Consider the following 21,977-nt stretch of genomic DNA (forward strand, 5'->3'; position numbering starts at 1 on the left):
GATTCACAAAGAAATTTAATCGCCCACCCCTTGCAGACAAGCCCCGGCAGCGTCTAGAATGGGCGCAATGCCGCCAACCGGCTTTGACATTTCGCAAAGGACTGATCCCATGAAGGGCGACCCCAAGGTCATCGACTATCTCAACCAGTGCCTCACCAACGAGCTGACCGCGATCAACCAGTACTGGTTGCATTACCGCGTGCTCGACAACTGGGGCATGAAGAAGCTGGCAGCCTATGAACGCCACGAATCGATCGAGGAAATGGAGCACGCCGACAAGCTGGCCGAACGCATCCTTTTCCTCGAAGCGCTCCCGAACTTTCAGGCGATCCACAAGCTGAAGGTGGGCGAGACGGTCGAGGAGATCCTCAAGGCCGACCTCGCGCTGGAGCACGAGGCGATTCCGTTGCTCAAGGATGCCGCCGAATATGCCCGCAGCGTCAAGGATATGACGTCTGCCGCGCTGTTCGAAGACATCCTCAAGAACGAGGAAGAGCATGTCGATTTCCTCGAAACGCAGTTCGAGATGATCGAACGGATGGGCCTGCACAACTATTGCCAGCTGCAAAGCCAGGCAGCGGGCGAGGGATAAGCCTCAACAATCCTCTCGTCGCCCCGTGTCAGGCACGGGGCGGCGATCTGGGGCGTTAGTCCCCCGGTGCCTGCGCTCCGATTGCGGCCAGCCGGGTTTCCAGCAGGAAAAACCCGAGACCCGTCACCAGCAGCACCATCGTCAGCACCCACAGCGCGGCGATCACGGTGCCGATCTGCGCGGTGATATAGGCTGAAATGAACAGCAGCATGATTACCGCGCTGATCATCACTGCCGCTGCGGTCGAAAACAGGATCGCGCCCTGCGCCAGCTTGCGCCGCCGCATCAGCCAGCCATGTTCGCGCACCTGTTTGGGCGAGCGTTCCTCTTCCAGCTTGTCCTCTATCTTCTCGACCCGCTGCGCGATCCAGATCATGCGGCTCATGATGACGTTCATGATCGCGCCGATACCCGACAGCAGGAAGGCAGGCGCAAGGCTCAACTGCACCACCTGCTGCACCCGCGGGGTGGAGGCGGTGCGTTCGATAATCTCGAAGGCGAACGGCGTCTTGGCCGTTTCGGTCGCGGCGGCGAGCAGTTCGAGCAGCATCACCCGTCCTTGGCGTAGGGGTTCTTGTTGGCCTTGAGCGTGACGCGCACGGGCACCGCATCGAAGCCCAGCTTGGCGCGGATGCCGTTCACCAGATAACGCTCGTAACTTTTGGGCAGCAGGTCGAGCCGCGTGCCGAAGATCACGAAGCGCGGCGGGCGGGTGCCGGCCTGCGTGATGTAGCGCAGTTTGATCCGCTTGCCGCCCGGCGCGGGCGGGGGGTTGGCTTCCATCGCATCGTCGAACCAGCGGTTGAGCGCCGAGGTGGGCACGCGCTTCGACCATGCCTCGCGCAGTTCGAAGGCGCCGGCGAGCATCTGGTCCAGCCCCTTGCCGGTCTTGGCGGAGACCGCGAACAGCGGCAGGCCGCGCACCTGCGCAAGGCCATCGTCCAGAGCGGCGCGGATGCCGTTGAACAGCTTGCTCGCGTCTTCGGCCACGTCCCACTTGTTGATCGCGATCATCAGCGCCCGGCCTTCTTCAAGCACGAGGCTGGCGATCTTGAGGTCCTGATGTTCGAGGCCCTGTGTCGCATCGAGCAGCAGCACCACGACCTCGGCAAAATCCACCGCCCGGCGCGCATCGGCCACCGAGAGCTTTTCGAGCTTTTCGGTGACGTTCTTCTTCTTGCGCATTCCTGCAGTGTCAATCAGGCGGATATCCCGCACTTCGCCGGTCTTGGGATCGGTCCACTGCCAGTCGATCGCGATCGAATCGCGGGTGATCCCGGCTTCGGGGCCAGTCAGCAACCGGTCTTCGCCCAGCAGACGGTTGATGAGCGTGGATTTGCCCGCATTGGGCCGGCCCACGATAGCGAGCTTGAGCGGGCCGGAGGGGCGATCATCTTCTTCCATCGCTGCGATTTCGGCGCGGGCGATTTCGTTGGCCTCTTCCCACTCCTCGGCCTTGGCGCCGATGATCGGCCACAAGCCGCCGAACAGATCAGCGATGCCTTCGCCATGCTCGGCCGACATGGCGAGCGGCTCGCCGAGGCCGAGCGCATAGGCTTCCATTGCGCCGCTTTCGCCCGCTGCGCCCTCGGCCTTGTTGGCGACCAGCACCACCGGCACTTCCTGTTCGCGCAGGTAACGGGCGATTTCCTCGTCAAGCGGGGTGAGGCCCGCACGCGCGTCGATCACGAACAGCGCCGCATCCGCGCCGGCAAGGCTGGCTTCTGTCTGCTTGCGCATCCGGCCAGGCAGGCTGAGTTCGTCCTCGTCCTCCCACCCGGCGGTGTCGACGATGGCAAAGTGCAGCCCTGCAATCACCGCGTCGCCCATGCGCCGGTCGCGGGTTACGCCGGGCTGATCATCAACGAGGGCGAGTTTCTTGCCCACTAGCCGGTTGAACAGCGTGGACTTGCCGACATTGGGGCGGCCGATGATGACGACTTCGGGCTTCTTGGGGAGGGACATATCCCGCGCCAAGTGGGCTTAAATCGTGTTTTTGGCAAGCGATGAGGCCAAAGGCCCCTTAACGTCAGCCCTTTTTGGCGACCGGCGGGTTCTCGCCGAGGTCTTCATACCAGGCTTCGACCGGGCCGGTCAGCTTGATCGTCAGCGGCTGGCCCTTGCGATCGACGCTCTTGCCCGCCTGCACCCGCACCCAGCCTTCGGAGATCGAATACTCCTCGATATCGGTGCGCACGCGGTCCTTGAACCGGATGCCCACGCCGCGCTGGAGCTTTTCCGCGTCGAAGAACGGGCTGCGCGGATTGACCGACAGGTGATCGGGCGGAACGTCGGCGCCGCTGGTCGTGGCGGTCGGGGTGATTTCAGGGGTTTCTTCGGTCATGGCCGCGCCCTTAATCGGCAAAGTCCCGCCCTTCAAGCGTGTTGCGCTTGCCCTTTTGGTTCGGGGGGGATAAGGGCGCTCGCTAATACGCGCGGGAAGCTATCCGGCTTTCCGCGCTGCTTCGTTCGGGCATGCGGGCGTGGCGAAATTGGTAGACGCACCAGATTTAGGTTCTGGCATCGCAAGATGTGGGGGTTCGAGTCCCTTCGCCCGCACCAAGTTCGTCCCGAAACGCATGCGTTACGGATGGGGCCGCACCCACGGAATTATTGGCAAAAAGGCTTCAGAACAGTCCCCATGCAGACCAAGCAGACCGTCAACGAAGGGCTCAAGCGCGCCTATCAGATCACGATCACCGCAGCCGATCTCGAAGCGAAGATCGATGCCGAGATCAAGAAGGTGGCGCCGCAGGTGCGTATGCCCGGCTTCCGCCCCGGCAAGGTGCCCGCCAACCTTGTCAAGAAGATGCACGGCGAAGCCATGCACGGTCAGGTGGTGAACGACACCATCCGCGAATCGGTCGACAAGCTGCTGCGCGACGAAGCGCTGCGTCCGGCGATGCAGCCCGAAATCGGCCTCAACGACGATTATGCGCAGGGCAAGGACGCCGTGATCAGCGTTGCCCTGGAAGTGCTGCCGACCATCGAAGCGCCCAGCACCGAAGGCCTGAAGCTCGAAAAGCTGGTCGTTCCGGTCACCGATGCGCAGGTTGACGAAGCGCTGGGCAACATTGCCTCGCAGAACAAGAGCTACAAGGACGCGGCCAAGACCAAGAAGGCAGCGGACGGCGACCAGCTGATCATCGATTTCGTCGGCAAGCTCGACGGCGTCGAGTTCGACGGCGGCAAGGCCGAAGACGCGGCGCTGGTGCTGGGTTCGGGCACTTTCATCCCCGGCTTCGAAGACCAGCTGGTGGGCGTGAAGGCAGGGCAGGAAAAGACCATCACCGTCACCTTCCCGGCCGAATATCAGGCTGCGCACCTTGCGGGCAAGGAAGCGACCTTCGACATCACCGTGAAGGCGGTGAAGGTCGAAACCGAAACCCTGATCGACGAGGACTTCGCCAAGAGCCTCGGCCTCGACAGCCTCGACAAGCTGCGCGAGATCATGAAGGCCCAGCTGGAGCAGCAGACCGCTGGCCTGACCCGCACCCAAATGAAGCGCGCGCTGCTCGACCAGCTGGCCGCGGGCCACAGCTTCGAAGTGCCTTCGACCATGGTCGAAGCCGAGTTCCAGCAGATCTGGGCGCAGCTTCAGCAGGAAGCCGCCAATGACGCCGATCCCGCTGCCGCTCTCAAGCAGATCGACGACGAGAAGGACGAGTACAAGGCCATCGCCGAGCGCCGCGTGCGTCTGGGCTTGCTGCTGTCGGAAATCGGTCAGGCCAATGGCGTCGAAGTGACGAGCCAAGAAATGTCGATGCTGATCCAGCAGGCTGCGATGCAGTACCGCGCCGAGGATCGCGAGCGCTTCGTGCAGTACATCCAGTCGGAACCGATGGCCGCTGCCCAGCTGCGCGCCCCGCTTTACGAAGACAAGGTCGTCGACTTCCTGTTCGACAAGGCCGAAGTCACCGAGCGTGAAGTGACCGTCGAGGAGCTTCAGGCCGCGATCGAGGCGGACGAAACCGCCGAAGCTGCTCCGGCCCCGAAGAAGGCTGCTGCCAAGAAGAAGGCTCCGGCCAAGAAGGAAGCGGCCGAGGACGCTCCGGCTGCGGAAGAGAAGCCCGCCAAGAAGGCGCCGGCCAAGAAGGCGGCTGCGAAGGCTGATGCCGACGCCGAAGCCAAGCCTGCGGCCAAGAAGCCCGCAGCAAAGAAGGCCCCGGCCAAGAAGTGATCAGCGCGGGCGGGGAGCAGTTCCCCGCCGGACGCCACCGACGAAAAGCAAGCGCGGGCAGCCAGGCTGTCCGCGCTTTTTCGTTTCGGGCGCGGCTGACAGCGCGTTTAACTCCCTTGCCCCGACTGTATCATTTCAGGACCCGGTCCGGGCGGTCGATTGAACTGCCTCGCGATATGCAGAAAGTCTCATGCTTGAACCTTTGCGGGGCTGTTCCCGCGACTTTCAACCGTGAGGCCGCATGCTTACCGCACCCGCACCCGCAGCGCGCAAACATTACCACGATATTGACGGGGCGCGTTCGGTCCTGATGTTCCTTTCGGTCGCCCTGCATGCCGGGACCGTCTATGCCCCGGCGCGGCCATGGATCACCGCCAATGTCGACCGGCACGCCTTTTTCGACTGGCTGATCTTCGGCTTTCACCTGTTTATCACGCCGACATTCTTCTTCGTCGGCGGGTTTTTTGCGGTGCTGCTGCTGTCGCGCCGGACGGTCGGCGATTTCATGTGGAACCGCTTTTTGCGGACGGCAGTGCCGCTGATTGTGATCGCGCTCACATTCAACATGATCGAGAGCTATCTGCGCTGGCGCGACGCGGGTGGTTCAGGGTCGATGCCCGAGTGGATTGCCAGCCCTGCCTTCGGGCAGCTGTGGGCTTCGGGCGACTGGCAATTGCATCTGTGGTTTCTCGTCAGCCTGATGCCGATGTTTGCCCTGGCGGCGCTGGTGCAGGCGATCGTCCCCGCCAATGCAGCAATCCGCGCACACGTGGTGGCCCTGATTGACCGTTCGGCACGATGGATCGCCGGCAGTCTGCCCTTTGCACTGGCGCTGATTGCGCTTGGCCTTGCCAACACCGCCAATTTCGCCGTCGCCATGGTTGTGCCGGGGGGCTACGAGCTGATTGCGCCGGGTTTCCAAAGCTACAACAAGCTGATTTCGGAATTCCCCTTCTTCGTCATCGGTGTGATGGCTGCGTTGAGCCCCCGTTTTCTGGCAGCACTGCTGGAATGGCGCTGGTGGATGCCGATGGCGGCGGCGGCTGCCCTGTTCTTCCAGCCCTATTCCGAGATCGAGCATGGCCCGGTGATGGGGCAGGTTACGCTGTTCCTGAACCAGCTGGCGATCTGGACGCTGGTGCTGTTCATCCTCCAGTTCTTCCATCGCTATTTCGCAAAGGGCGGCCCGCGCACGCAATGGCTCGCCGATTGCGCGCTGTCGATGTATCTGTTCCACCACTGCTTCGTTTACATCTTCGGTCAGGCGATGACGCACGTGGCATGGCCCGTCTGGGTGGAGTTTGCGGTGCTGACGGTGTTGGCGGCGGCCTCTGTCATTGCGATCCACGAATTGCTTGTGCGCAGGTATGCGATCATCCGCCTGCTGTTCAACGGCAAGACCGACATCGAAGAGGTGCGCCAAGCCCCGAGCCTGTTTGCGGTGTTTGCCCGTGCGGACAAACGCGCCAAGGCTCCGCGGGCCGAGCAGGCAATCGCGCCGCGTTGACGATCCGGCGCAAGCCTCGCGCTATTGCGCAGCCGGTTTCCATGGACGGAAAGAGGGCGCGGGCAGCTTGGCTGTCCGCGCCTTTTCGTAGGCGGCGCCTGCCTTCAGCACGGCATGGTCCTCCCACTGGCCGCCCATGATGCTGAGTCCTACCGGCAAGCCCTCGATCGCGCCCATCGGCACGGTCAGGTGCGGATAGCCGGCAATCGCCGCAAGATAGCCCGCGCCGATCCCGCCGCTGAAATTGTCGCCATTGACCAGATCGGTGGTCCATGCCGGGCCCGTGGTAGGGGCGACAAGGAAGCTGACCTTGTTGTCGGCCAGCAGCTTGTCGATCCCCTCGGCCCGCGTCAGTCGGCGCAGCGTGGCAAGGTTCGTGGCATAGGCCTCGGCATCATCGGTATCGAGCGCCTGCAAGAACAGCTCCTGCCCGAACCAGCGCATCTCCTTGTCTTCATTCGCGATGTTGAAGCTGACCACATCGGCGAGGCTGCGGGGGCCACCGGTCCCCGGACGGCCTGACAGATATTTGTCCATCTCCACCCGCAGTTCGTAAAGCAGCACGGGGAGCGAGGCCTGCCACAGTTCGGCTGGCGGGGCATATTCGACATCGACCAGCACCGCGCCCGCGCGCGTCAGATCGGCGAGCGCATCCTCGAACAGCGCGCTCAGCCCCGGGCGGCTCCCGACCGCGCTGCGCAGAACCCCGATGCGCACACCGTCGAGCGAATAGGTGTCGAGCCCCGCGGTGTAATCCTTCACCCGCTTCGCCTTCAGGGTTGCGGGATCGGCCTTGTCCTCGCCCGCGATGGCGGTCAGCAGCAAAGCGGCATCGTAAACCGTGCGGGTCATCGGCCCGGCCGTGTCCTGCGTGGACGAAATCGGCACGACATGGGTGCGGCTGACGATCCCGACGCTCGGCTTGAAGCCGACAATGCCGTTGATCGAGGCCGGGCAGGCGATCGATCCGTTGGTCTCGGTGCCGATTGCGCCCCATGCAAACCCTGCTGCCACCGCGGCACCGCTTCCGGAGGATGATCCGCAGGTGTTGCGATCGATTGCGTGAGGATTGCGGGTCAGCCCGCCCACCGCGCTCCACCCGCTGGTGGAGCCATCGGAGCGGATGTTGGCCCATTCGCTGAGGTTGGTCTTGCCCAGCACCACGCCGCCGTTCTTGCGCATCAGCGCGATCAGCGGGGCATCGCGCCCGGTCATGTTGTCTTCGAGCGCGAGGCTGCCCGCAGTGGTCGGAAATTCGCGGGTTTCGATATTGTCCTTCACCAGCACCGTGCGTCCGGCGAGCGGGCCGGTGCCCAGCAACTGCCGCGCCTTGACCGAAGCGGCCGGATCATAATCGATCACCGCGTTCAGCATCGGCCCGTTATCGTCGAGCGCCTGGATGCGCAGGATGTATTCGTCGACCAGCAGCAGCTCGTTCATCGCCGCGCGGTCGGTCGTGGTGGCGGCGGGCGGACTGACGCCTTGCGCCATGGCAGCGCTGGCAGAGGTGGCGAGCAGAAGGGCGAGGGCCGGGCGGGCAAGGGCGGTTGTGTTCATCACCAGCAGGTTTGCCACGCATTGGCGCAGGCTCAAGCGGAAAACGTCCCGATTCCTGCCGCCAATTCACAGGGACAAGGTAAACGCCCTTGAAATTGCCCCCCAGCCTCCGACATAGCCGTATCGAAACCCATCAAGGACACACACATCCCATGATCGATCTGTTCGGCAACGCTGGCGAAACCTACGGCACCCAGGGGCAATTCACCCGCGACCCGCTGACCGGCGCGCTGGTGCCGGTGGTGGTCGAGCAGACCAGCCGCGGCGAACGCAGCTTCGACATCTTCAGCCGCCTGCTGCGCGAACGCATCGTGTTCGTCACCGGTCAGGTCGAAGACGGCATGGCCTCGCTGATCGTGGCCCAGCTCCTGTTCCTCGAAAGCGAAAACCCTTCGAAGCCGATCTCGATGTACATCAACTCGCCGGGCGGGGTGGTGACGGCGGGCCTCGCGATCTTCGACACCATGCAATACATCAAGCCGCGCGTGTCGACGGTATGCATCGGGCAGGCCGCTTCGATGGGCAGCTTCCTGCTGGCAGCGGGCGAGCCGGGGATGCGCATCGCGCTCCCCAATGCGCGCATCATGATCCACCAGCCTTCGGGCGGGGCGCGCGGGATGGCGTCGGACATCGAGATCCAGGCCCGCGAAATCCTGCGCATCCGCAGCCGCATGAACGATCTCTACGTCAAGTTCACCGGCCGCAGCCTTGATGAAATCGAAAAGGCGATGGACCGCGACACCTTCCTCGAGGCGGAAGAGGCCAAGGCCTTCGGTCTGGTCGACAAGGTGTTCGAGACCCGTCCCGACACCGAGGAAACCGGCCTTGAGGAAGGGTCGGGCGGCGCGCCTGAGTAAGCCCTTCGCCCCGCACTGCACCGGGTCGGGACAGGGAGATATGCGGCCTGTCTTTTCCGCCACTTCGCGGACGCGGATGGCATGGTAACAACACGAAATCGCCCGCCATGTGTTGATTCATGTCGGCAGGGCGATACACTTGACGAATCCGCCGGGGGTGTCCCGATGCCTTCACTCGCGGATTCGAGGACACAGGAATGACCAAATTGAGCGGATCCGATAGCAAGAGCACCCTCTACTGCAGCTTCTGCGGGAAGTCGCAGCACGAGGTGCGCAAGCTGATCGCCGGGCCGACCGTGTTCATCTGCGATGAATGCGTCGAGCTGTGCAACGACATCATCCGCGAGGAAACCAAGGCAGGGATCGCCGGCAAGAAAGACGGCGAAATCCCCACGCCGATGGACATCTTCACGACGCTCAATGACTATGTGATCGGTCAGGACCGCGCCAAGCGCGTGCTCGCGGTGGCGGTTCACAACCACTACAAGCGCCTGAAGCATTCCGGCAAGGCAGGCGACGTCGAACTGGCGAAATCGAACATCCTGCTCGTCGGCCCCACGGGTTCGGGCAAGACCCTGCTGGCGCAGACGCTGGCGCGCACCTTCGATGTGCCCTTCACCATGGCTGATGCCACCACGCTGACCGAAGCCGGCTACGTGGGCGAGGATGTCGAGAACATCATCCTCAAGCTGCTTCAGGCGTCCGACTACAATGTCGAGAAGGCGCAGCACGGGATCGTCTACATCGACGAGATCGACAAGATCACCCGCAAGGCGGAAAACCCCTCGATCACCCGCGACGTTTCGGGTGAGGGCGTGCAGCAGGCTCTGCTCAAGCTGATGGAAGGCACCACCGCCAGCGTTCCGCCGCAGGGCGGGCGCAAGCATCCGCAGCAGGAATTCCTGCAGGTCGACACCACCAACATCCTGTTCATCTGCGGCGGGGCCTTCGCGGGTCTCGACAAGATCATTGCCGACCGCCTGCAGAAGCGTTCGATCGGCTTCGGCGCGCATGTTGCCGATCCCGACAAGCGCCGCGTGGGCGAATTGCTGGAAAAGTCCGAGCCGGAAGACCTCCTCAAGTTCGGTCTCATCCCCGAATTTGTCGGTCGTCTGCCGGTGATCGCGACGCTGCACGATCTCGACGTGCCAGCGCTGGTGACGATCCTCAAGGAACCCAAGAACGCGCTGGTGAAGCAGTATCGCAAGCTGTTCGAGCTTGAGGATGTGGAACTGACCTTCACCGACGATGCGCTTCAGGCAATCGCCGAGCGTGCAATCAAGCGTAAGACCGGCGCGCGCGGCCTTCGTTCCATCGTCGAAGGCCTGCTGCTCGACACCATGTTCGATCTGCCCGACATGGAAGGCGTGACCGAAATCGTGATCGACGCCGATGTGGTTGCGGGCAAGAAGGAACCGATCCGCGTGATCGGGGAAGCGAAGAAGGAAGAGGCGGCCTGATTAGGGCCTTTTGAGCATGTGCGGCCCCTGGCCGCACCCATCGGTACGCAAAAGCCCCTCCTGATCGGGAGGGGCTTTTTTGCGCATCGCACCCGTCAAAAACCCCGCCCGGCCATGGAGGAGAGGCCGGACGGGGTCGGGAGAAGCGCTGCCCCGGGGTGGGAGGGGTGGGGAACGTGGGGCCAGCGCCAACTGTTGAACCGCTTGCGATCAGGCGGGGAGGAACACCCCGTCGGTGACGTGGATCACGCCGTTCGATGTCATCACGTCGGCGGTGGTGACCGCGGTGGTGCCGCCCTTGGCATCGGTGATCACGATCTTGTCGCCGGAAAGGCGGGCGGTCAGCTTGCCGCCCGAAACCGTGGTGATGGTGGCCTTGCCACCGCCTGCGTTGATCAGCTTCACCAGATCACCCGACGTCACCTTGCCGGCCACCGCGTGGTAGGTGAGAATGGTGGTCAGCGTGCCCTTGTTTTCCGGCTTCACCAGCGTTGCAACCGTGCCATCGGGCAGCTTGGCGAAGGCGGTGTCGGTCGGGGCGAAGACAGTGAACGGACCGGGGCTGGCGAGCGTATCGACAAGGCCTGCTGCCTGAACGGCGGCCACAAGGGTCTTGTGCACGCCGGTGCTCACCGCGGTTTCGACGATGTTCGGCGCAGCCTTGGCATGGTGGCCGTGCTGATGCGCCACAGCGGGCAGCGCGGCGAGGCCGGTGGTCGCGGCCAGAGCAGCAGCGGCGATGGCGGTCAGGGTCTTCTTGGGGGTCACAGTGGGGAACTCCTTTCAGGGGGTGTCACGTCTGCAAGCCCCTCCCGCTTGCCGTAAAGCTACGCGGGGTGCGTTCACGCGGATGCGCGGAAATTGGCGATGGGGACGAATTGCCGCCTGTGTGCGGCGAGCCGCAATGCGGATCAGACGCGGGAGAAAGTGCCTTTGGCCACCACCGGCCCTGCGTCCACGCCGTCGGGCTTGCCGCCCAGCGGTTCGCGGGTGAGCACAAGGCCGGCCCCGTCACCCAGCTTTGCGGTCATCGTATCGGGCAAGGTCATGCTGCGCACCTCGCCCGGAACCACCACGCCCAGCGATTGCACCGCACCGCCATCGGCGGGAACCAGCCACAGCTCGTGATCATGCACCCCGTCGGCCGTCAGCCCGATGGCCGCGACCAGCATTTGCTCGCTTTCGGGGATATAGGTGACATCGAGCCTTAGGCCGGTCTCGCCGATCGGCACCGTTGCCACCATAGGCGCGGCGGCGGCGATGGTCGCGGGCGCTTCGACCGGCGAGCGGCCCGGCGCAAAGGCAAACAGCGCCAGCGCCACCGCAGCGGCAAGCGAGGTCAGCCCCGCCACCCACTGCCAGCGCCGCACCTGCGCTTCGAGCGCCACCACATTGACCGCCGGAGCCTCTGGCGCCGAAGTCGCCGCAGCCGCCTGCTGCGCGGCAATACGCGCCGCGATCCCCTGCCATACCGCATCACCCGGCTCTGCACCGGGGATGGCGTCTGTCAGCGGAGCGAACCAGTCGTCCCACCATTCCTTGCGCCATGCGAAAGCCGGATCGGTCGCATATTTGCCGCGCGCCGCGAGCAGTTCTTCGCCCTCCAGCAGGCCCAGCGCCCATTCGGCAGCGATCATCGGATCGTCGCGGATCACGTCGTTTTCCGGGGTCTTGTCCGTGCCGCTCATGCCGCTTCGCTCGCTTCGAGACAGGCGCGCAGACGTTGCAGCCCGCGGCGGATCCAGCTTTTCATCGTTCCCAGCGGCACATCGGCTTGTTCGGCCAGCTGCGCATAGGTCTTGCCCTCGAAAAAGGCGGCGCGGATGTGGCCCTGTGTGCGGTCATCCAGCGCGCCGAGGCACTTGTGGATCTGCGCGGCCTGCTGTGCATCGACCAGCAGGGCATCGGCCAGCGGAGCCTCGTCGGGCAGGGGGGCGGCTTCCTCCACCGGCACCGCCCCGCCGCGCACCTTGCCGGTGCGCAGACGGTCAATCGCCCGGTTGCGGGCAAACGCCGCCAGCCACGCGATCGGGCTCGCGCGGGTCGGGTCATAGCGGTCGGCCCGCTGCCAGAGATTGACATAGACGTCCTGCAAGGCGTCCTCGGCTTCCTTAGGGTCGCCCAAGATACGCAGGGTGATGCCGAACAGCTTCACCCGCGTCATGCGATAGATTTCCTCCAGCGCGGCGGCATCGCCATCGGCCAGCCGCGCCATGGCATCGCGCAGCGCCTCGCGTGCTTCATCGGTGGTGGGGCGCGGGCGCGCGGCCATCAGCTGCACCCCTGCCCGCAGGGGTCTTCGCCGCTTTCGATCTGGATGGTCGAATGATCGACGCCGAAGCGGTCGGCAAGCGAGGCGGCAATCTCGCGCAGCAGGCTGTCAGGCGCGGGCCTGCCGGGCATCAGCAGGTGCGCCGTCAGCGCGGTTTCGGTGGTGGACATCGGCCAGACGTGAAGATCATGCACCGCTGCCACCCCGTCAAAGCTGGCGAGATGCGCCCTGACCTCGGCCAGATCGATCCCCGCAGGCGCGGCGAGCAGTCCCATCGACAGGCTGTCGCGCGCCAGGCCCCATGTGCCCCAACCGATCACCGCGACGATCACCAGCGTGAACAGCGGGTCGATCCACCATGCGCCGGAAACGATGATCGCCAGCCCCGCCACCACCACGCCCAGCGATACCAGCGCGTCGGCGGCCATGTGGAGATAGGCGCCCCTGATGTTGATATCGTCCTGACCGCGCATGAACAGCATGGCGGTCAACGCGTTGATCGCCACTCCGATCCCGGCGACGATCACCATCACCATGCCTTCGGGCTGCTGCGGTTCCATCACGCGGTGCGCTGTCTCGATCAGGATCGCTCCGATCGCGAAGGCCAGCAGCAGCGCATTGGCGAGCGCGGCGAGGATGGTCGAGCTCTTGTAGCCATAGGTGAACCGGCCCGAAGGCGGCTGCTTGGCCGCGACACTGGCAAGCCAGGCGAGGATCAGCGCCAGCACATCGGACAGATTGTGCCCGGCATCGGCCACCAGCGCCATCGAATTGTAGACGAGGCCCGCACCCGCTTCGATCACCACGAAGGCGCTGTTCAGGCCGATCCCGATGATGAAGGCGCGTCCGAAATCCTTCGGCGCGTGATGATGCCCGTGCCCGTGCGCATGGCCGTGCGCATGGCCATGATGCCCGTGGTCATGGCCGTGTCCATGATGGTGGTGATGGGCGTGCGCGTGAGCCATTGCCGAGCGTTGTAGCGGCAAGCACTGGCCGCGTCACGCGCGACGATGACAGGGCTCTAATTGCAGGAAAAGCCCCCGCCGTCGTTGATCGTGAGATAATAGCTCGCACGGAAATTCATCAGCGCATTGGCATATTCGGCCGGGCACTCGCGCGCGTTGAGACGGCTGCCTGCGCTGTCGATCGCGATGCAGCCGTTCTGGATATCGTATTGGCCCGGTGGCGATCCGAAGGCCCCGGCGCGGATCCACACTTCAACCGAGGTCTGCGCCTTGCGAAATTCGCTGGTGGCCTTGGCGACACCCTCGTCAACGATTGCACGGCATTCGGCATCGAGCCGCGCCAGGTCCCGGCTGGCCTGTTCGCGTTGCTCCTGCTCGCGGGCGAGTTGCGCTTGTGCGGCTTCGGCGCGCTCTGCGGCGCGGGTGGCCGTGAAGGCGGCGAAGGGCCCCTCGCCGATGATATCGGGGCGGCTCAGCGTGAAGCGGGCCGGGCCTTCATCGTCGCGCAGCGTGCTGGCGCAGCTATCCGCCAGCGCTCTGATCTCCGCGATCTGGAGATGGTGGAACATCAGGTAGACCCGGTCGGTGAATACCTCGATCGGCTCGGCGTCGATCACGTCATTGAAGGCATGGAAATCGGCGAGGTAACGTGCCTTGATCTCGCCGATGTTGAAGTCCTGCATCAGTGCCGACGCACCGTTGCACATGCGCAATTCGTGATCGGTGAAGCGTTCGACATGCCGCGCCCCGCCGCCGCTGTCCTGCGCCGTTGCCGCGCCCACCATGCCTGTCAGCGCCGCCACAAGCGCGGCTGCGACCAGCCGTGTTCCGATTTGCCCGGTCATTCCCGCCCCTCGCAACAGGCAACCCCGGTTGCGGGATAAGGCCACGGGCGCGCCCTGTGCAAGTCTGCTTTAGTCGTAAACGCAGGCGTCCAATCCATCGCGCCGGACGATGCCGATCCGCCGTTCGATGCGGTTGCCGTGGCGTGCGAGCCACCCGCCGGGGTTCTTGACGGCGCGCTTCTTGGGGCTGGGCAGGGCGGCGGCCATGCGGCTGGCCTCGTCGGCGGAAAGGCGGGCGGCGGAATGGCCGAAATAGCGCTGCGATCCGGCCTCTGCGCCATAGGTGCCGATCCCGGTTTCCGCGACGTTGAGGTACACCTCCATGATCCGCCGCTTGCCCCACACCAGCTCGATCCAGAAGGTGAACCACGCTTCGAGGCCCTTGCGGAAATAGCCGCCGCCCTGCCACAGGAAGACGTTCTTCGCGGTCTGTTGGCTGATCGTCGATCCGCCGCGAATCCGCCCGCCCTCCATGTTTTCCTTCATCGCCTGTTCGATCGCTTCGGCATCGAAACCGAAATGTTCGCAGAACCGCGAATCCTCTGCCGCGATCACCGCCGAGACCAGATTGCGGTCGATATTGTCGAGGCTTTCCCAGTCCTTGGTGATGCCGTTCTCGTCCATCAGCATGGTCGCGGTGACCGGCACGGGGACGAATTTGAACATCACCACCAGCACCACGGTGAGAGCCACGAACCCGGCGATGGCCTTGGCGATGAAGCGGGCGACGGTAGCGATCATGCCCCTGCCTTAGCCGCCTTCGGGGGAGCGGGGAAGTATCGGCGCTTGCAGGCGGGGGCCTCGCATGGCTACCTGTCGCCAAAGCTTCAGGGAGATCACCATGCGCCTGTTCCATACTGCCGCCGCCAGCGCGCTTGCGCTTGGCCTTGCCGCCCAGCCGGCGCTGGCCGAAGACCCGGCGACGAGGGCTGCGATCGAGGCGGAGTACGACAATTACCTCGCCCCCTTGTTCGTTGATTTCCATGCCAATCCCGAACTGTCCTTCCTCGAAAACCGCACCGCGGCAAAGATGGCGACCGAGCTGAAAGCCGCCGGGCTGGAGGTCACCACCGGGGTCGGCAAGACCGGCGTGGTCGGCATCCTGAAGAACGGCAAGGGCCCGCTGATCCTGCTGCGCGCCGATATGGATGGCCTGCCGGTCGAGGAGAAATCGGGTCTCGCCTATGCCTCCAAGGCAATGCAGGTGGGCGAGGATGGCAAGGAATATCCGGTGATGCACGCCTGCGGGCATGATGTGCACATCACCTCGCTGGTGGGCACGGCGCGGCGGCTGGTGGCGATGAAGGACCAGTGGCAGGGCACGATCATGTTCATCGTCCAGCCCGCCGAGGAAGGCGTGCGCGGGGCCAAGGCGATGATGGCGGACGGGCTGTACGACCGCTTCGGCAAGCCCGATTATGCGCTGGCCTTCCACGTTGCGGCCGACCTTGAAACGGGCAAGGTTTCCGCGTCCGAGGGGATCCAGTATTCGTCCTCGGATTCGCTCGATATCCGCGTGCCGGGCATCGGCACCCACGGGGCCGCGCCGCATCTGGGGCGCGATCCGGTCTATATCGCGGCGCAGGTGGTGACCGCGCTGCAATCCATTGATTCACGCGAGATTTCGCCGACCAAGCCGGTGGTGGTGACCGTCGGCAGCTTCCACGCCGGGTCCAAGCACAATATCATCTCGGACGAGGCGAAGTTGCAGGTCACCGTGCGCGCCAATGACGAGGAGACCCGCGAACAGGTGATTGCCACGATCGAACGGATCGCGGTCAATATCGGCAAGGCGCACGGCCTGCCCGACAACATGCCGGTCGAGGTCAAGCGCCTGTCGGGCACGCCCACCACCAATAACGACCCGGCGCTCGCCCGCCGGCTCAACGCGATGATGCAGCGCGAACTGGGGGCGGACGCCTTCGTGCCCTTCGTGCAGCAGAACATGGGGGCCGAGGATTTCACCTATTTCGTCAGCCCCGATACCGGCGTTCCGGGCTATTACTTCGCGGTCGGCGGCACCACGCCCGAACGGATCGCGGCGGCGAAAAACGGCGGGCCGCCGATTGCCGGACACCACTCCCCCCTGTTCCAGGTCGCCCCGCGCGAAAGCGTGGTGCTGGGCACGCGGGCGATGGTCGCAGCCGTGCTGGAGCTTGCGCCGAGGAAGTGATGTTCGTGCAATGTTTCACGTGAAACATTGTGGCGGGTGTGAACAGCAAAACGGGCGCTGCGAGGGGGCTTGCGGCGCCCGCTTCTGTTGGGTTTGCCGATTGCCAAACCCCTCGTCCGTTCGTCCTGAGGCTGTCGAAGGACTGCTTTTGCTTCAATAGGTTATGCGCATTAAGTGAAGCGAAATGCAGCCCTTAGACAGGCTCAGGGCGAACGGTGGAACGGGCTGCGATCCTACACCCCGGCAAGGCCACACCGGGGCGAGCCAAGGCGGGGCAAAAACAGCCTAAAAGGGGTCTAGAGGGGGTCTAGACGGGGCAAGCCGCAAGCTGGACGGCTCCAACATTCCCGATTTTATCCCCCCGTCACCGGCGTCCAGTCAATCGCCGCGAACAGCTGTTCGGCAAGCGCGGCTGCCTTTGCTTGATCGGCGGCATCGAAGGTTCCGCGATATTTCACCACCCAGTCACTTCCCGCAGCGCAGCCGACCCACAGATAGGACGCCAGCGGCGGGTGGTCGTATCCGCTGCTGTTGGCCGCGATGCTGTAGCCGGTCGAATATTGTTGGGGCTCGCTTGCGGGCAGCAGTCGCAACGCTGCCGCACCCGCTTCGCGCGATACCCCGTCCCGTTCCATCACGGCGCGGTCTGCGTCTTCGAACCAGAAGTCGCACGGCTTGCCCAGCGAGGGATAGACATAGACCGTCAGCGCGCCCGGCATAGCCTGCGGGTGGTAGCCGACGCTGGCATCAGCGCCTTGTTCGTCATATTCGAAAACCCGCCCACGGTTGAAGCCGGGAAGCGCTTCGGGGAAGCGGACACCGGCCACCCTGTGAACATAGGGATCGGGGGCATCCTTCACCTCGGTCTGGGCCTGTGCGGGCACGGCCAAAATCAATGCCGCAAGCAGCGCGGCGGCAAGGTGACGGATCAATTGACGCATGAAAAACCCTCCGGTCGCGAAGGTTAGGGCGACCGGAGGGCTATGGATAGTCGAAATTGGACGCTTGAGGCCAACCCCGGTTCGCGCCAGCGAACCGCAAGGCCAAGCGGCCGCCGCGCCTTATGGCGCGGAAGCCTGAGGGGCCGGATGGCCCTGCCGGCGCTTGAGGCAAAAAAATCGGTGCGCGCCAGCGAACCGCAAGGCCGACCGGCCGCCGCGCCTTATGGCGCGGAAGCCTGAGGGGCCGGATGGCCCCGCCGGCGCTTGAGGCAAAAAAGACTACGCGATCCCCGGCAGCAGCCGTTCGCCCGCGATCCGCTGCATTGCCTTCTGGAGCTTTTCGAAGGCGCGCACTTCGATCTGGCGGATGCGTTCGCGGCTGACGTCGTAGGCCTGGCTCAGCTCTTCGAGCGTCTGCGGCTTTTCGGTCAGGCGGCGTTCGGTCAGGATGTGGCGTTCGCGCTCGTTGAGGCTGTTCATCGCCTCGGCGAGCATTTCCATCCGCATCTGGCTTTCTTCCGCCTCGGCAACGGTTTCGTCCTGCAACGGGCGGTCATCCGCCAGCCAGTCCTGCCATTCGCCCGAGCCTTCCTCGCCGTTCCGCATCGGCGTGTTCAATGAGCCGTCGCCGCCCATCATCATGCGCCGGTTCATGTTCACGACTTCCTGCTCGGGCACGCCGAGGTCGGTCGCGATCTTGGTCACGTCTTCGGGGCTGAGGTCGGAATCCTCGTAGGCTTCCAGCTGTTTTTTCATGCGGCGCAGGTTGAAGAACAGCTTCTTCTGTGCAGCGGTGGTGCCCATCTTCACGAGGCTCCACGAACGCAGGATAAATTCCTGCATCGAAGCCTTGATCCACCACATCGCGTAGGTCGCGAGGCGGAAACCGCGATCGGGTTCGAACTTCTTGACGCCCTGCATCAGGCCGACATTGCCTTCGGAAATCAGGTCCGCCACGGGCAGGCCATAGCCGCGGTAACCCATCGCGATCTTCGCGACGAGCCGCAGGTGGCTGGACACCAGCTGCGCGGCAGCTTCGGGGTCTTCGTGTTCCTGATAACGCTTGGCGAGCATGTATTCCTGCTCGGCCGTGAGAACCGGAAACTTGCGGATCTCGGCGAGGTAGCGATTGAGGCTCTGCTCACCGCTCAGGGCCGGAACCGAAGTGGTTTTTGTCTTGGTCACTCTTTGCCTAACCTTTCTTGTGTCGACCGCTTGTGCGGGACCCCTGATGGGCATCCCGCTGGTGGGCCACGGGTCTATATATACGCCGGAATCGTGTGACTGTATGCGCTTTTCATCGATCACAATGCCGCAGTTGGTCGATCAGTTCCGCCATGTCGGCGGGCAAATCGCTGCGGAAACGGATGTTTTCGCCGGTGAGGGGGTGGACGAAGCCAAGCTCGGCGGCGTGCAGGGCCTGCCGGACGAAACCGAGTCGCTCCAGAACCGGGCGCAAGGGTTTGGGGGTGCGGCCATAGGCTGGGTCTCCCAGTAGAGGATGGCCGATTGACGCACAGTGAACGCGCACCTGGTGGGTTCGCCCCGTTTCCAGCCGGCACTCGATCACGGCGGACGTCTGCAGCCGTTCGAGCGTGGTGTAATGGGTGATCGCCGATTTCCCGCGTGAGGAATTGTTGGGCAGCACCGTCATTTTCTTTCGGTCCGCATCCGAGCGCCCGACGCGGGCGTTGATCGTGCCTTGTGCAGGGGAGGGGTGGCCTGCGCAGACCGCGATGTAGCGGCGGTGGACGGTGTGCGCGGCGAACTGCACGGCGAGGCCTTCGTGCGCGGCATCGGACTTGGCGATGACCAGCAGCCCCGAGGTATCCTTGTCGATCCGGTGGACGATCCCGGGCCGCGCCACGCCGTTGATGCCGCTGAGGTTCCCCCGGCAATGGTGCAGCAGCGCGTTGACCAGCGTGCCGGTGACATTCCCTACCGCCGGATGGACGACCATGCCCGCAGGCTTGTCGACCACGATCAGGTGCTGGTCCTCGTAAGCAATGGCGAGGGGGATATCCTCCGGCAGCGCCTCGGCCGGCATGGCGGCGGCAAGGATGATGCGGAACGGCGTGCCTTCGGCGACCTTCATCGCGGCGGAGGCGGCCGTCTTGCCCGCCACATCGACGCGGGCCTCGTTGATCAACCCCTGAATGCGCGCCCGGCTGAACCCCGTGGCTTCCGCCAGCGCCTTGTCGAGGCGGGCGGGGGCAAGGGTGGTGCCGGTGATGATTTCGGGTTCGGACATGCTATGGCCATGCGCGATGCAGGTTCACGTGACAAGCAAAGCCCTTGCCCAGATGCGCGCCCATGCCGCAGCCGCGCACCCGCACGAGGCCTGCGGGCTGTTGCTGGGAGAGGCAGGCCGGATCACCGCGGCGCGCGCGGCCCGCAATGTCCACCCCGCGCCCGCCACCCGTTTCGAGATTGATCCGCAGGCGCTGATCGATGCGCACCGCGCCGCACGCTCGGGAGGGCCGCAGGTGATCGGCTATTATCACTCGCACCCGCAGGGCGAGGCCGTGCCGTCTGCCACCGATCGTGCCGCGGCCGCGGGCGACGGGCGGGTGTGGGCGATCATAGCGGGGGACGACGTGCGGTTCTGGAAGGACGGGGAACAGGGGTTTGTCGCACTTCCCTTTACCTCTCCCGATGGTTAGAACCGCGCCATGATTTCCCAGACCGATCTCGCCGCGATGCTGTGCTCGCGCCTGTGCCACGATATGCTCTCGCCCGTCGGCGCGCTTGCCAACGGGCTGGAACTGCTCGCTGACGAGCAGGACGCCAAGATGCGCGCGCAGGTGATCGAGCTGCTCGAACAATCGGCGAAGATCAGCACCGACAAGCTCAAGTTCTTCCGCCTCGCCTTCGGTGCGGCGGGCGGGTTTGGCGAAGCGATCCCGGTGGACGAGGCGAAAAGCGTGATCGATGCGCTCGCCTCCGATGCCAAGCGGGTCGAGATCAACTGGGCGATTGCCGAGCCGAGCCTGCCCAAGCCTGCGGTCAAGGTGCTGCTCAACCTCGCGCAGATCGCGCTCGATTCGCTGGTGCGCGGCGGATCGCTCGATATCGGGGCGGAACGGCGCGACGGGGCGGTGGAGATCGTGGCGCGGGCGCGGGGTGACCGGATTGCCTTCGACGAAACCATCGGCCGCGCGCTTCAGGGCGATCTGGACGAAGGCGAAATCACCAGCCGCACCGCCGCCGCGCACATGATCGCGGTGCTCGCCGAGGAGATGGAGGGCGGCCTCCAGTACAAGCTCGGCGATGGCGCGCTGGTGCTGGGCGCGGTGCTGCCGGAGCCCGAAGGCATGATCGGGTAAAGCCGGTTCGATGTCGGGGGGCGACGAACTGGTTCACCGCGAGGTTCCCTCGCCCAACCACGGCGAGCGCACGCTGCCGGTCAGCATGGTGGTGCTGCACTACACCGAGATGAAGCCGGTCGAGACCGCGCTGGCGCGGATGTGCGATCCCGAAGCCAGCGTCAGTGCGCATTACTGCATCACCGAGGAAGGCGAGGTCATCCGCCTGGTGCCCGAACACCGCCGTGCCTGGCACGCGGGGGCGAGTTACTGGCGCGGCATTCCCGATGTGAACTCGGCGAGCATCGGGATCGAGCTGGATCACCCCGGCCACGGTCTCGGCTATCGCCCTTTCGCCGATGCACAGATCGACGCGCTGATCCCGCTGCTGGCGCGGATCGTGAAGCAATATGACATCCCCCGCGCCAACGTGGTCGGGCACAGCGATGTCGCGCCGATGCGCAAGACCGATCCGGGCGAGCTGTTCCCGTGGGAGCGGCTGGCCGAATACCGCCTGTGCCTGCCGCGCCCGCAGAGCCTTGCGGCGGGCAATCCGTTCCACAACGAGGGCAGCTTCTTCCTCGCGCTGGAACGCTTCGGCTATGACATCACCGATCAGGCCAAGGCGGTCGAGGCCTTCGAACGCCGCTGGCGCCCCCACCGCATCACCGGCGTGCCCGATGGCGAGGTGGCGGCGATCTTGTGGCAACTGCTGATCGACCGCGACGCGGGGCGGACGCGCTAGGCAACATCAGACCCGTTCGTGTCGAGCGAAGTCGAGACACCTGCCCGCGGCCTCTCGACTTCGCTCGTGGCGAACGGGGGTTTTGCTATTCCGCCGCCCAGCGACTATATCCCGCCCCGTCAGGGGGCCTGAGGCAGCCGCGTGTCCTTTCGGATGCGAGGAAAGTCCGGGCTCCACGAAACAAGGGTGGCGGGTAACGCCCGCCGGTTCCGCCTTCGGGCGGGGCAAGGGAAAGTGCCACAGAGAGCAAACCGCCGATGGCCCCGGAAACGGGGGACAGGCAAGGGTGAAAGGGTGCGGTAAAAGCGCACCGGGGGGCTGGCAACAGCCACCGCATGGCAAACCCCACCCGGAGCAAGGCCGAATAGGGGTCCCGCGCCTCCCGCAAGGGGGGCAAGCGTGTTTCGCGCCGGAGGACCCGGGTTGGCTGCTAGAGCCGTCGAGCAATCGCCGGCCCAGATGAATGGCTGCCACCGCAGGCCCGTCCCGCAAGGGATACAGCCTGAGGAGACAGAACCCGGCTTATGATGGCCCCCTGATATGAAGATCACCCCGCCCCGGACTTGATCCGGGGCCCC

At 64.7% G+C, this 21,977-nt stretch carries 22 protein-coding genes, 1 tRNA gene and 1 other RNA gene; 11 read left to right on the forward strand and 13 right to left on the reverse strand.

The features are described from left to right. Positions 1-109 precede the first annotated feature (109 nt). A complete protein-coding gene (gene bfr / locus ACU0AG_RS12020; protein ID WP_482782520.1) occupies positions 110-592 on the forward strand; it encodes a bacterioferritin in 483 nt (160 codons plus the stop codon). 55 nt (positions 593-647) lie between these two features. Here the strand turns inward: bfr and ACU0AG_RS12025 are convergent, their stop codons facing one another. The 3 genes from ACU0AG_RS12025 to ACU0AG_RS12035 form a co-directional block, all read right to left on the reverse strand. Further along, positions 648-1,142, reverse strand: coding sequence for a DUF2721 domain-containing protein (locus tag ACU0AG_RS12025; RefSeq protein ID WP_482782521.1), 495 nt, complete (start codon positions 1,140-1,142; stop codon positions 648-650). Beyond that, positions 1,142-2,557 (reverse strand): ribosome biogenesis GTPase Der, encoded by a 1,416-nt coding sequence (der, locus tag ACU0AG_RS12030; protein WP_482782522.1) that lies wholly within the window; start codon positions 2,555-2,557, stop codon positions 1,142-1,144. Before der ends, ACU0AG_RS12025 begins: the two co-directional genes overlap by 1 nt. Positions 2,558-2,621: 64 nt before the next feature. Then, complete coding sequence (locus ACU0AG_RS12035; protein WP_482782523.1) at positions 2,622-2,936, reverse strand: DUF3297 family protein; 315 nt, start codon at positions 2,934-2,936, stop codon at positions 2,622-2,624. A gap of 133 nt (positions 2,937-3,069) precedes the next feature. On the opposite strand from ACU0AG_RS12035, the gene ACU0AG_RS12040 reads away from it, so the two are divergent. The 3 genes from ACU0AG_RS12040 to ACU0AG_RS12050 all read left to right on the forward strand — a co-directional run bounded on the left by ACU0AG_RS12040 (position 3,070) and on the right by ACU0AG_RS12050 (position 6,279). Next, positions 3,070-3,154, forward strand: a tRNA-Leu gene (locus ACU0AG_RS12040). A 79-nt stretch (positions 3,155-3,233) separates the two neighbouring features. Continuing rightward, a complete protein-coding gene (gene tig, locus ACU0AG_RS12045; RefSeq protein ID WP_482782524.1) occupies positions 3,234-4,772 on the forward strand; it encodes a trigger factor in 1,539 nt (512 codons plus the stop codon). Between the two features lie 241 nt (positions 4,773-5,013). Further along, positions 5,014-6,279 (forward strand): acyltransferase family protein, encoded by a 1,266-nt coding sequence (locus tag ACU0AG_RS12050; RefSeq protein WP_482782525.1) that lies wholly within the window; start codon positions 5,014-5,016, stop codon positions 6,277-6,279. A 21-nt stretch (positions 6,280-6,300) separates the two neighbouring features. Here ACU0AG_RS12050 and ACU0AG_RS12055 read toward each other — a convergent pair whose 3' ends face one another. Next, positions 6,301-7,836: an amidase gene (locus ACU0AG_RS12055; RefSeq protein ID WP_482782526.1), complete on the reverse strand. Its 1,536-nt coding sequence runs from the start codon at positions 7,834-7,836 to the stop codon at positions 6,301-6,303. Between the two features lie 152 nt (positions 7,837-7,988). Here ACU0AG_RS12055 and ACU0AG_RS12060 point away from each other — a divergent pair, with 152 nt between their 5' ends. After that, complete coding sequence (locus ACU0AG_RS12060) at positions 7,989-8,693, forward strand: ATP-dependent Clp protease proteolytic subunit (protein ID WP_482782527.1); 705 nt, start codon at positions 7,989-7,991, stop codon at positions 8,691-8,693. A 197-nt stretch (positions 8,694-8,890) separates the two neighbouring features. Continuing rightward, positions 8,891-10,153 carry an ATP-dependent Clp protease ATP-binding subunit ClpX gene (clpX, locus tag ACU0AG_RS12065; protein WP_482782528.1) on the forward strand — a complete coding sequence of 421 codons (1,263 nt, stop codon included), beginning with the start codon at positions 8,891-8,893 and terminating at the stop codon, positions 10,151-10,153. A 210-nt stretch (positions 10,154-10,363) separates the two neighbouring features. On the opposite strand, the gene ACU0AG_RS12070 is transcribed toward clpX, so the two are convergent. The 6 genes from ACU0AG_RS12070 to mtgA form a co-directional block, all read right to left on the reverse strand. Further along, positions 10,364-10,921 carry a fasciclin domain-containing protein gene (locus tag ACU0AG_RS12070; RefSeq protein ID WP_482782529.1) on the reverse strand — a complete coding sequence of 186 codons (558 nt, stop codon included), beginning with the start codon at positions 10,919-10,921 and terminating at the stop codon, positions 10,364-10,366. A gap of 143 nt (positions 10,922-11,064) precedes the next feature. Continuing rightward, positions 11,065-11,841 carry an anti-sigma factor gene (locus ACU0AG_RS12075; protein ID WP_482782530.1) on the reverse strand — a complete coding sequence of 259 codons (777 nt, stop codon included), beginning with the start codon at positions 11,839-11,841 and terminating at the stop codon, positions 11,065-11,067. Then, positions 11,838-12,425: a sigma-70 family RNA polymerase sigma factor gene (locus ACU0AG_RS12080; protein WP_482782531.1), complete on the reverse strand. Its 588-nt coding sequence runs from the start codon at positions 12,423-12,425 to the stop codon at positions 11,838-11,840. The genes ACU0AG_RS12075 and ACU0AG_RS12080 overlap by 4 nt, the downstream gene beginning before the upstream one ends. Next, positions 12,425-13,390: a cation diffusion facilitator family transporter gene (locus ACU0AG_RS12085; protein WP_482782532.1), complete on the reverse strand. Its 966-nt coding sequence runs from the start codon at positions 13,388-13,390 to the stop codon at positions 12,425-12,427. Before ACU0AG_RS12085 ends, ACU0AG_RS12080 begins: the two co-directional genes overlap by 1 nt. Positions 13,391-13,446: 56 nt before the next feature. Beyond that, positions 13,447-14,235 carry a hypothetical protein gene (locus tag ACU0AG_RS12090; RefSeq protein ID WP_482782533.1) on the reverse strand — a complete coding sequence of 263 codons (789 nt, stop codon included), beginning with the start codon at positions 14,233-14,235 and terminating at the stop codon, positions 13,447-13,449. 69 nt (positions 14,236-14,304) lie between these two features. Continuing rightward, a complete protein-coding gene (mtgA, locus tag ACU0AG_RS12095) occupies positions 14,305-14,976 on the reverse strand; it encodes a monofunctional biosynthetic peptidoglycan transglycosylase (protein ID WP_482782534.1) in 672 nt (223 codons plus the stop codon). A 64-nt stretch (positions 14,977-15,040) separates the two neighbouring features. Here mtgA and ACU0AG_RS12100 point away from each other — a divergent pair, with 64 nt between their 5' ends. Next, positions 15,041-16,408, forward strand: a complete 1,368-nt coding sequence (locus ACU0AG_RS12100; RefSeq protein WP_482782535.1) for an amidohydrolase — start codon at positions 15,041-15,043, stop codon at positions 16,406-16,408. Positions 16,409-16,761: 353 nt separating this feature from the next. On the opposite strand, the gene ACU0AG_RS12105 is transcribed toward ACU0AG_RS12100, so the two are convergent. The 3 genes from ACU0AG_RS12105 to ACU0AG_RS12115 form a co-directional block, all read right to left on the reverse strand. Then, positions 16,762-17,349 (reverse strand): hypothetical protein, encoded by a 588-nt coding sequence (locus ACU0AG_RS12105; RefSeq protein WP_482782536.1) that lies wholly within the window; start codon positions 17,347-17,349, stop codon positions 16,762-16,764. A 279-nt stretch (positions 17,350-17,628) separates the two neighbouring features. Further along, positions 17,629-18,588, reverse strand: a complete 960-nt coding sequence (rpoH, locus tag ACU0AG_RS12110) for an RNA polymerase sigma factor RpoH (RefSeq protein ID WP_482782537.1) — start codon at positions 18,586-18,588, stop codon at positions 17,629-17,631. A gap of 58 nt (positions 18,589-18,646) precedes the next feature. Continuing rightward, positions 18,647-19,600 (reverse strand): RluA family pseudouridine synthase, encoded by a 954-nt coding sequence (locus ACU0AG_RS12115; RefSeq protein ID WP_482782538.1) that lies wholly within the window; start codon positions 19,598-19,600, stop codon positions 18,647-18,649. A gap of 28 nt (positions 19,601-19,628) precedes the next feature. Between ACU0AG_RS12115 and ACU0AG_RS12120 the strand changes: the two genes are divergently transcribed. The 4 genes from ACU0AG_RS12120 (at position 19,629) to rnpB (ending at position 21,940) form a co-directional block, all read left to right on the forward strand. Beyond that, positions 19,629-20,012, forward strand: a complete 384-nt coding sequence (locus ACU0AG_RS12120) for a M67 family metallopeptidase (RefSeq protein ID WP_482782539.1) — start codon at positions 19,629-19,631, stop codon at positions 20,010-20,012. Positions 20,013-20,021: 9 nt separating this feature from the next. Next, positions 20,022-20,675, forward strand: a complete 654-nt coding sequence (locus tag ACU0AG_RS12125; protein ID WP_482782540.1) for a histidine phosphotransferase family protein — start codon at positions 20,022-20,024, stop codon at positions 20,673-20,675. A gap of 10 nt (positions 20,676-20,685) precedes the next feature. After that, complete coding sequence (locus ACU0AG_RS12130) at positions 20,686-21,399, forward strand: N-acetylmuramoyl-L-alanine amidase (RefSeq protein WP_482782541.1); 714 nt, start codon at positions 20,686-20,688, stop codon at positions 21,397-21,399. Between the two features lie 121 nt (positions 21,400-21,520). Next, an RNA gene (gene rnpB / locus ACU0AG_RS12135) (RNase P RNA component class A) lies at positions 21,521-21,940 on the forward strand. The last annotated feature ends 37 nt before the right edge of the window (positions 21,941-21,977 follow it).

Source organism: Erythrobacter sp. RANMB8 (assembly GCF_056848235.1).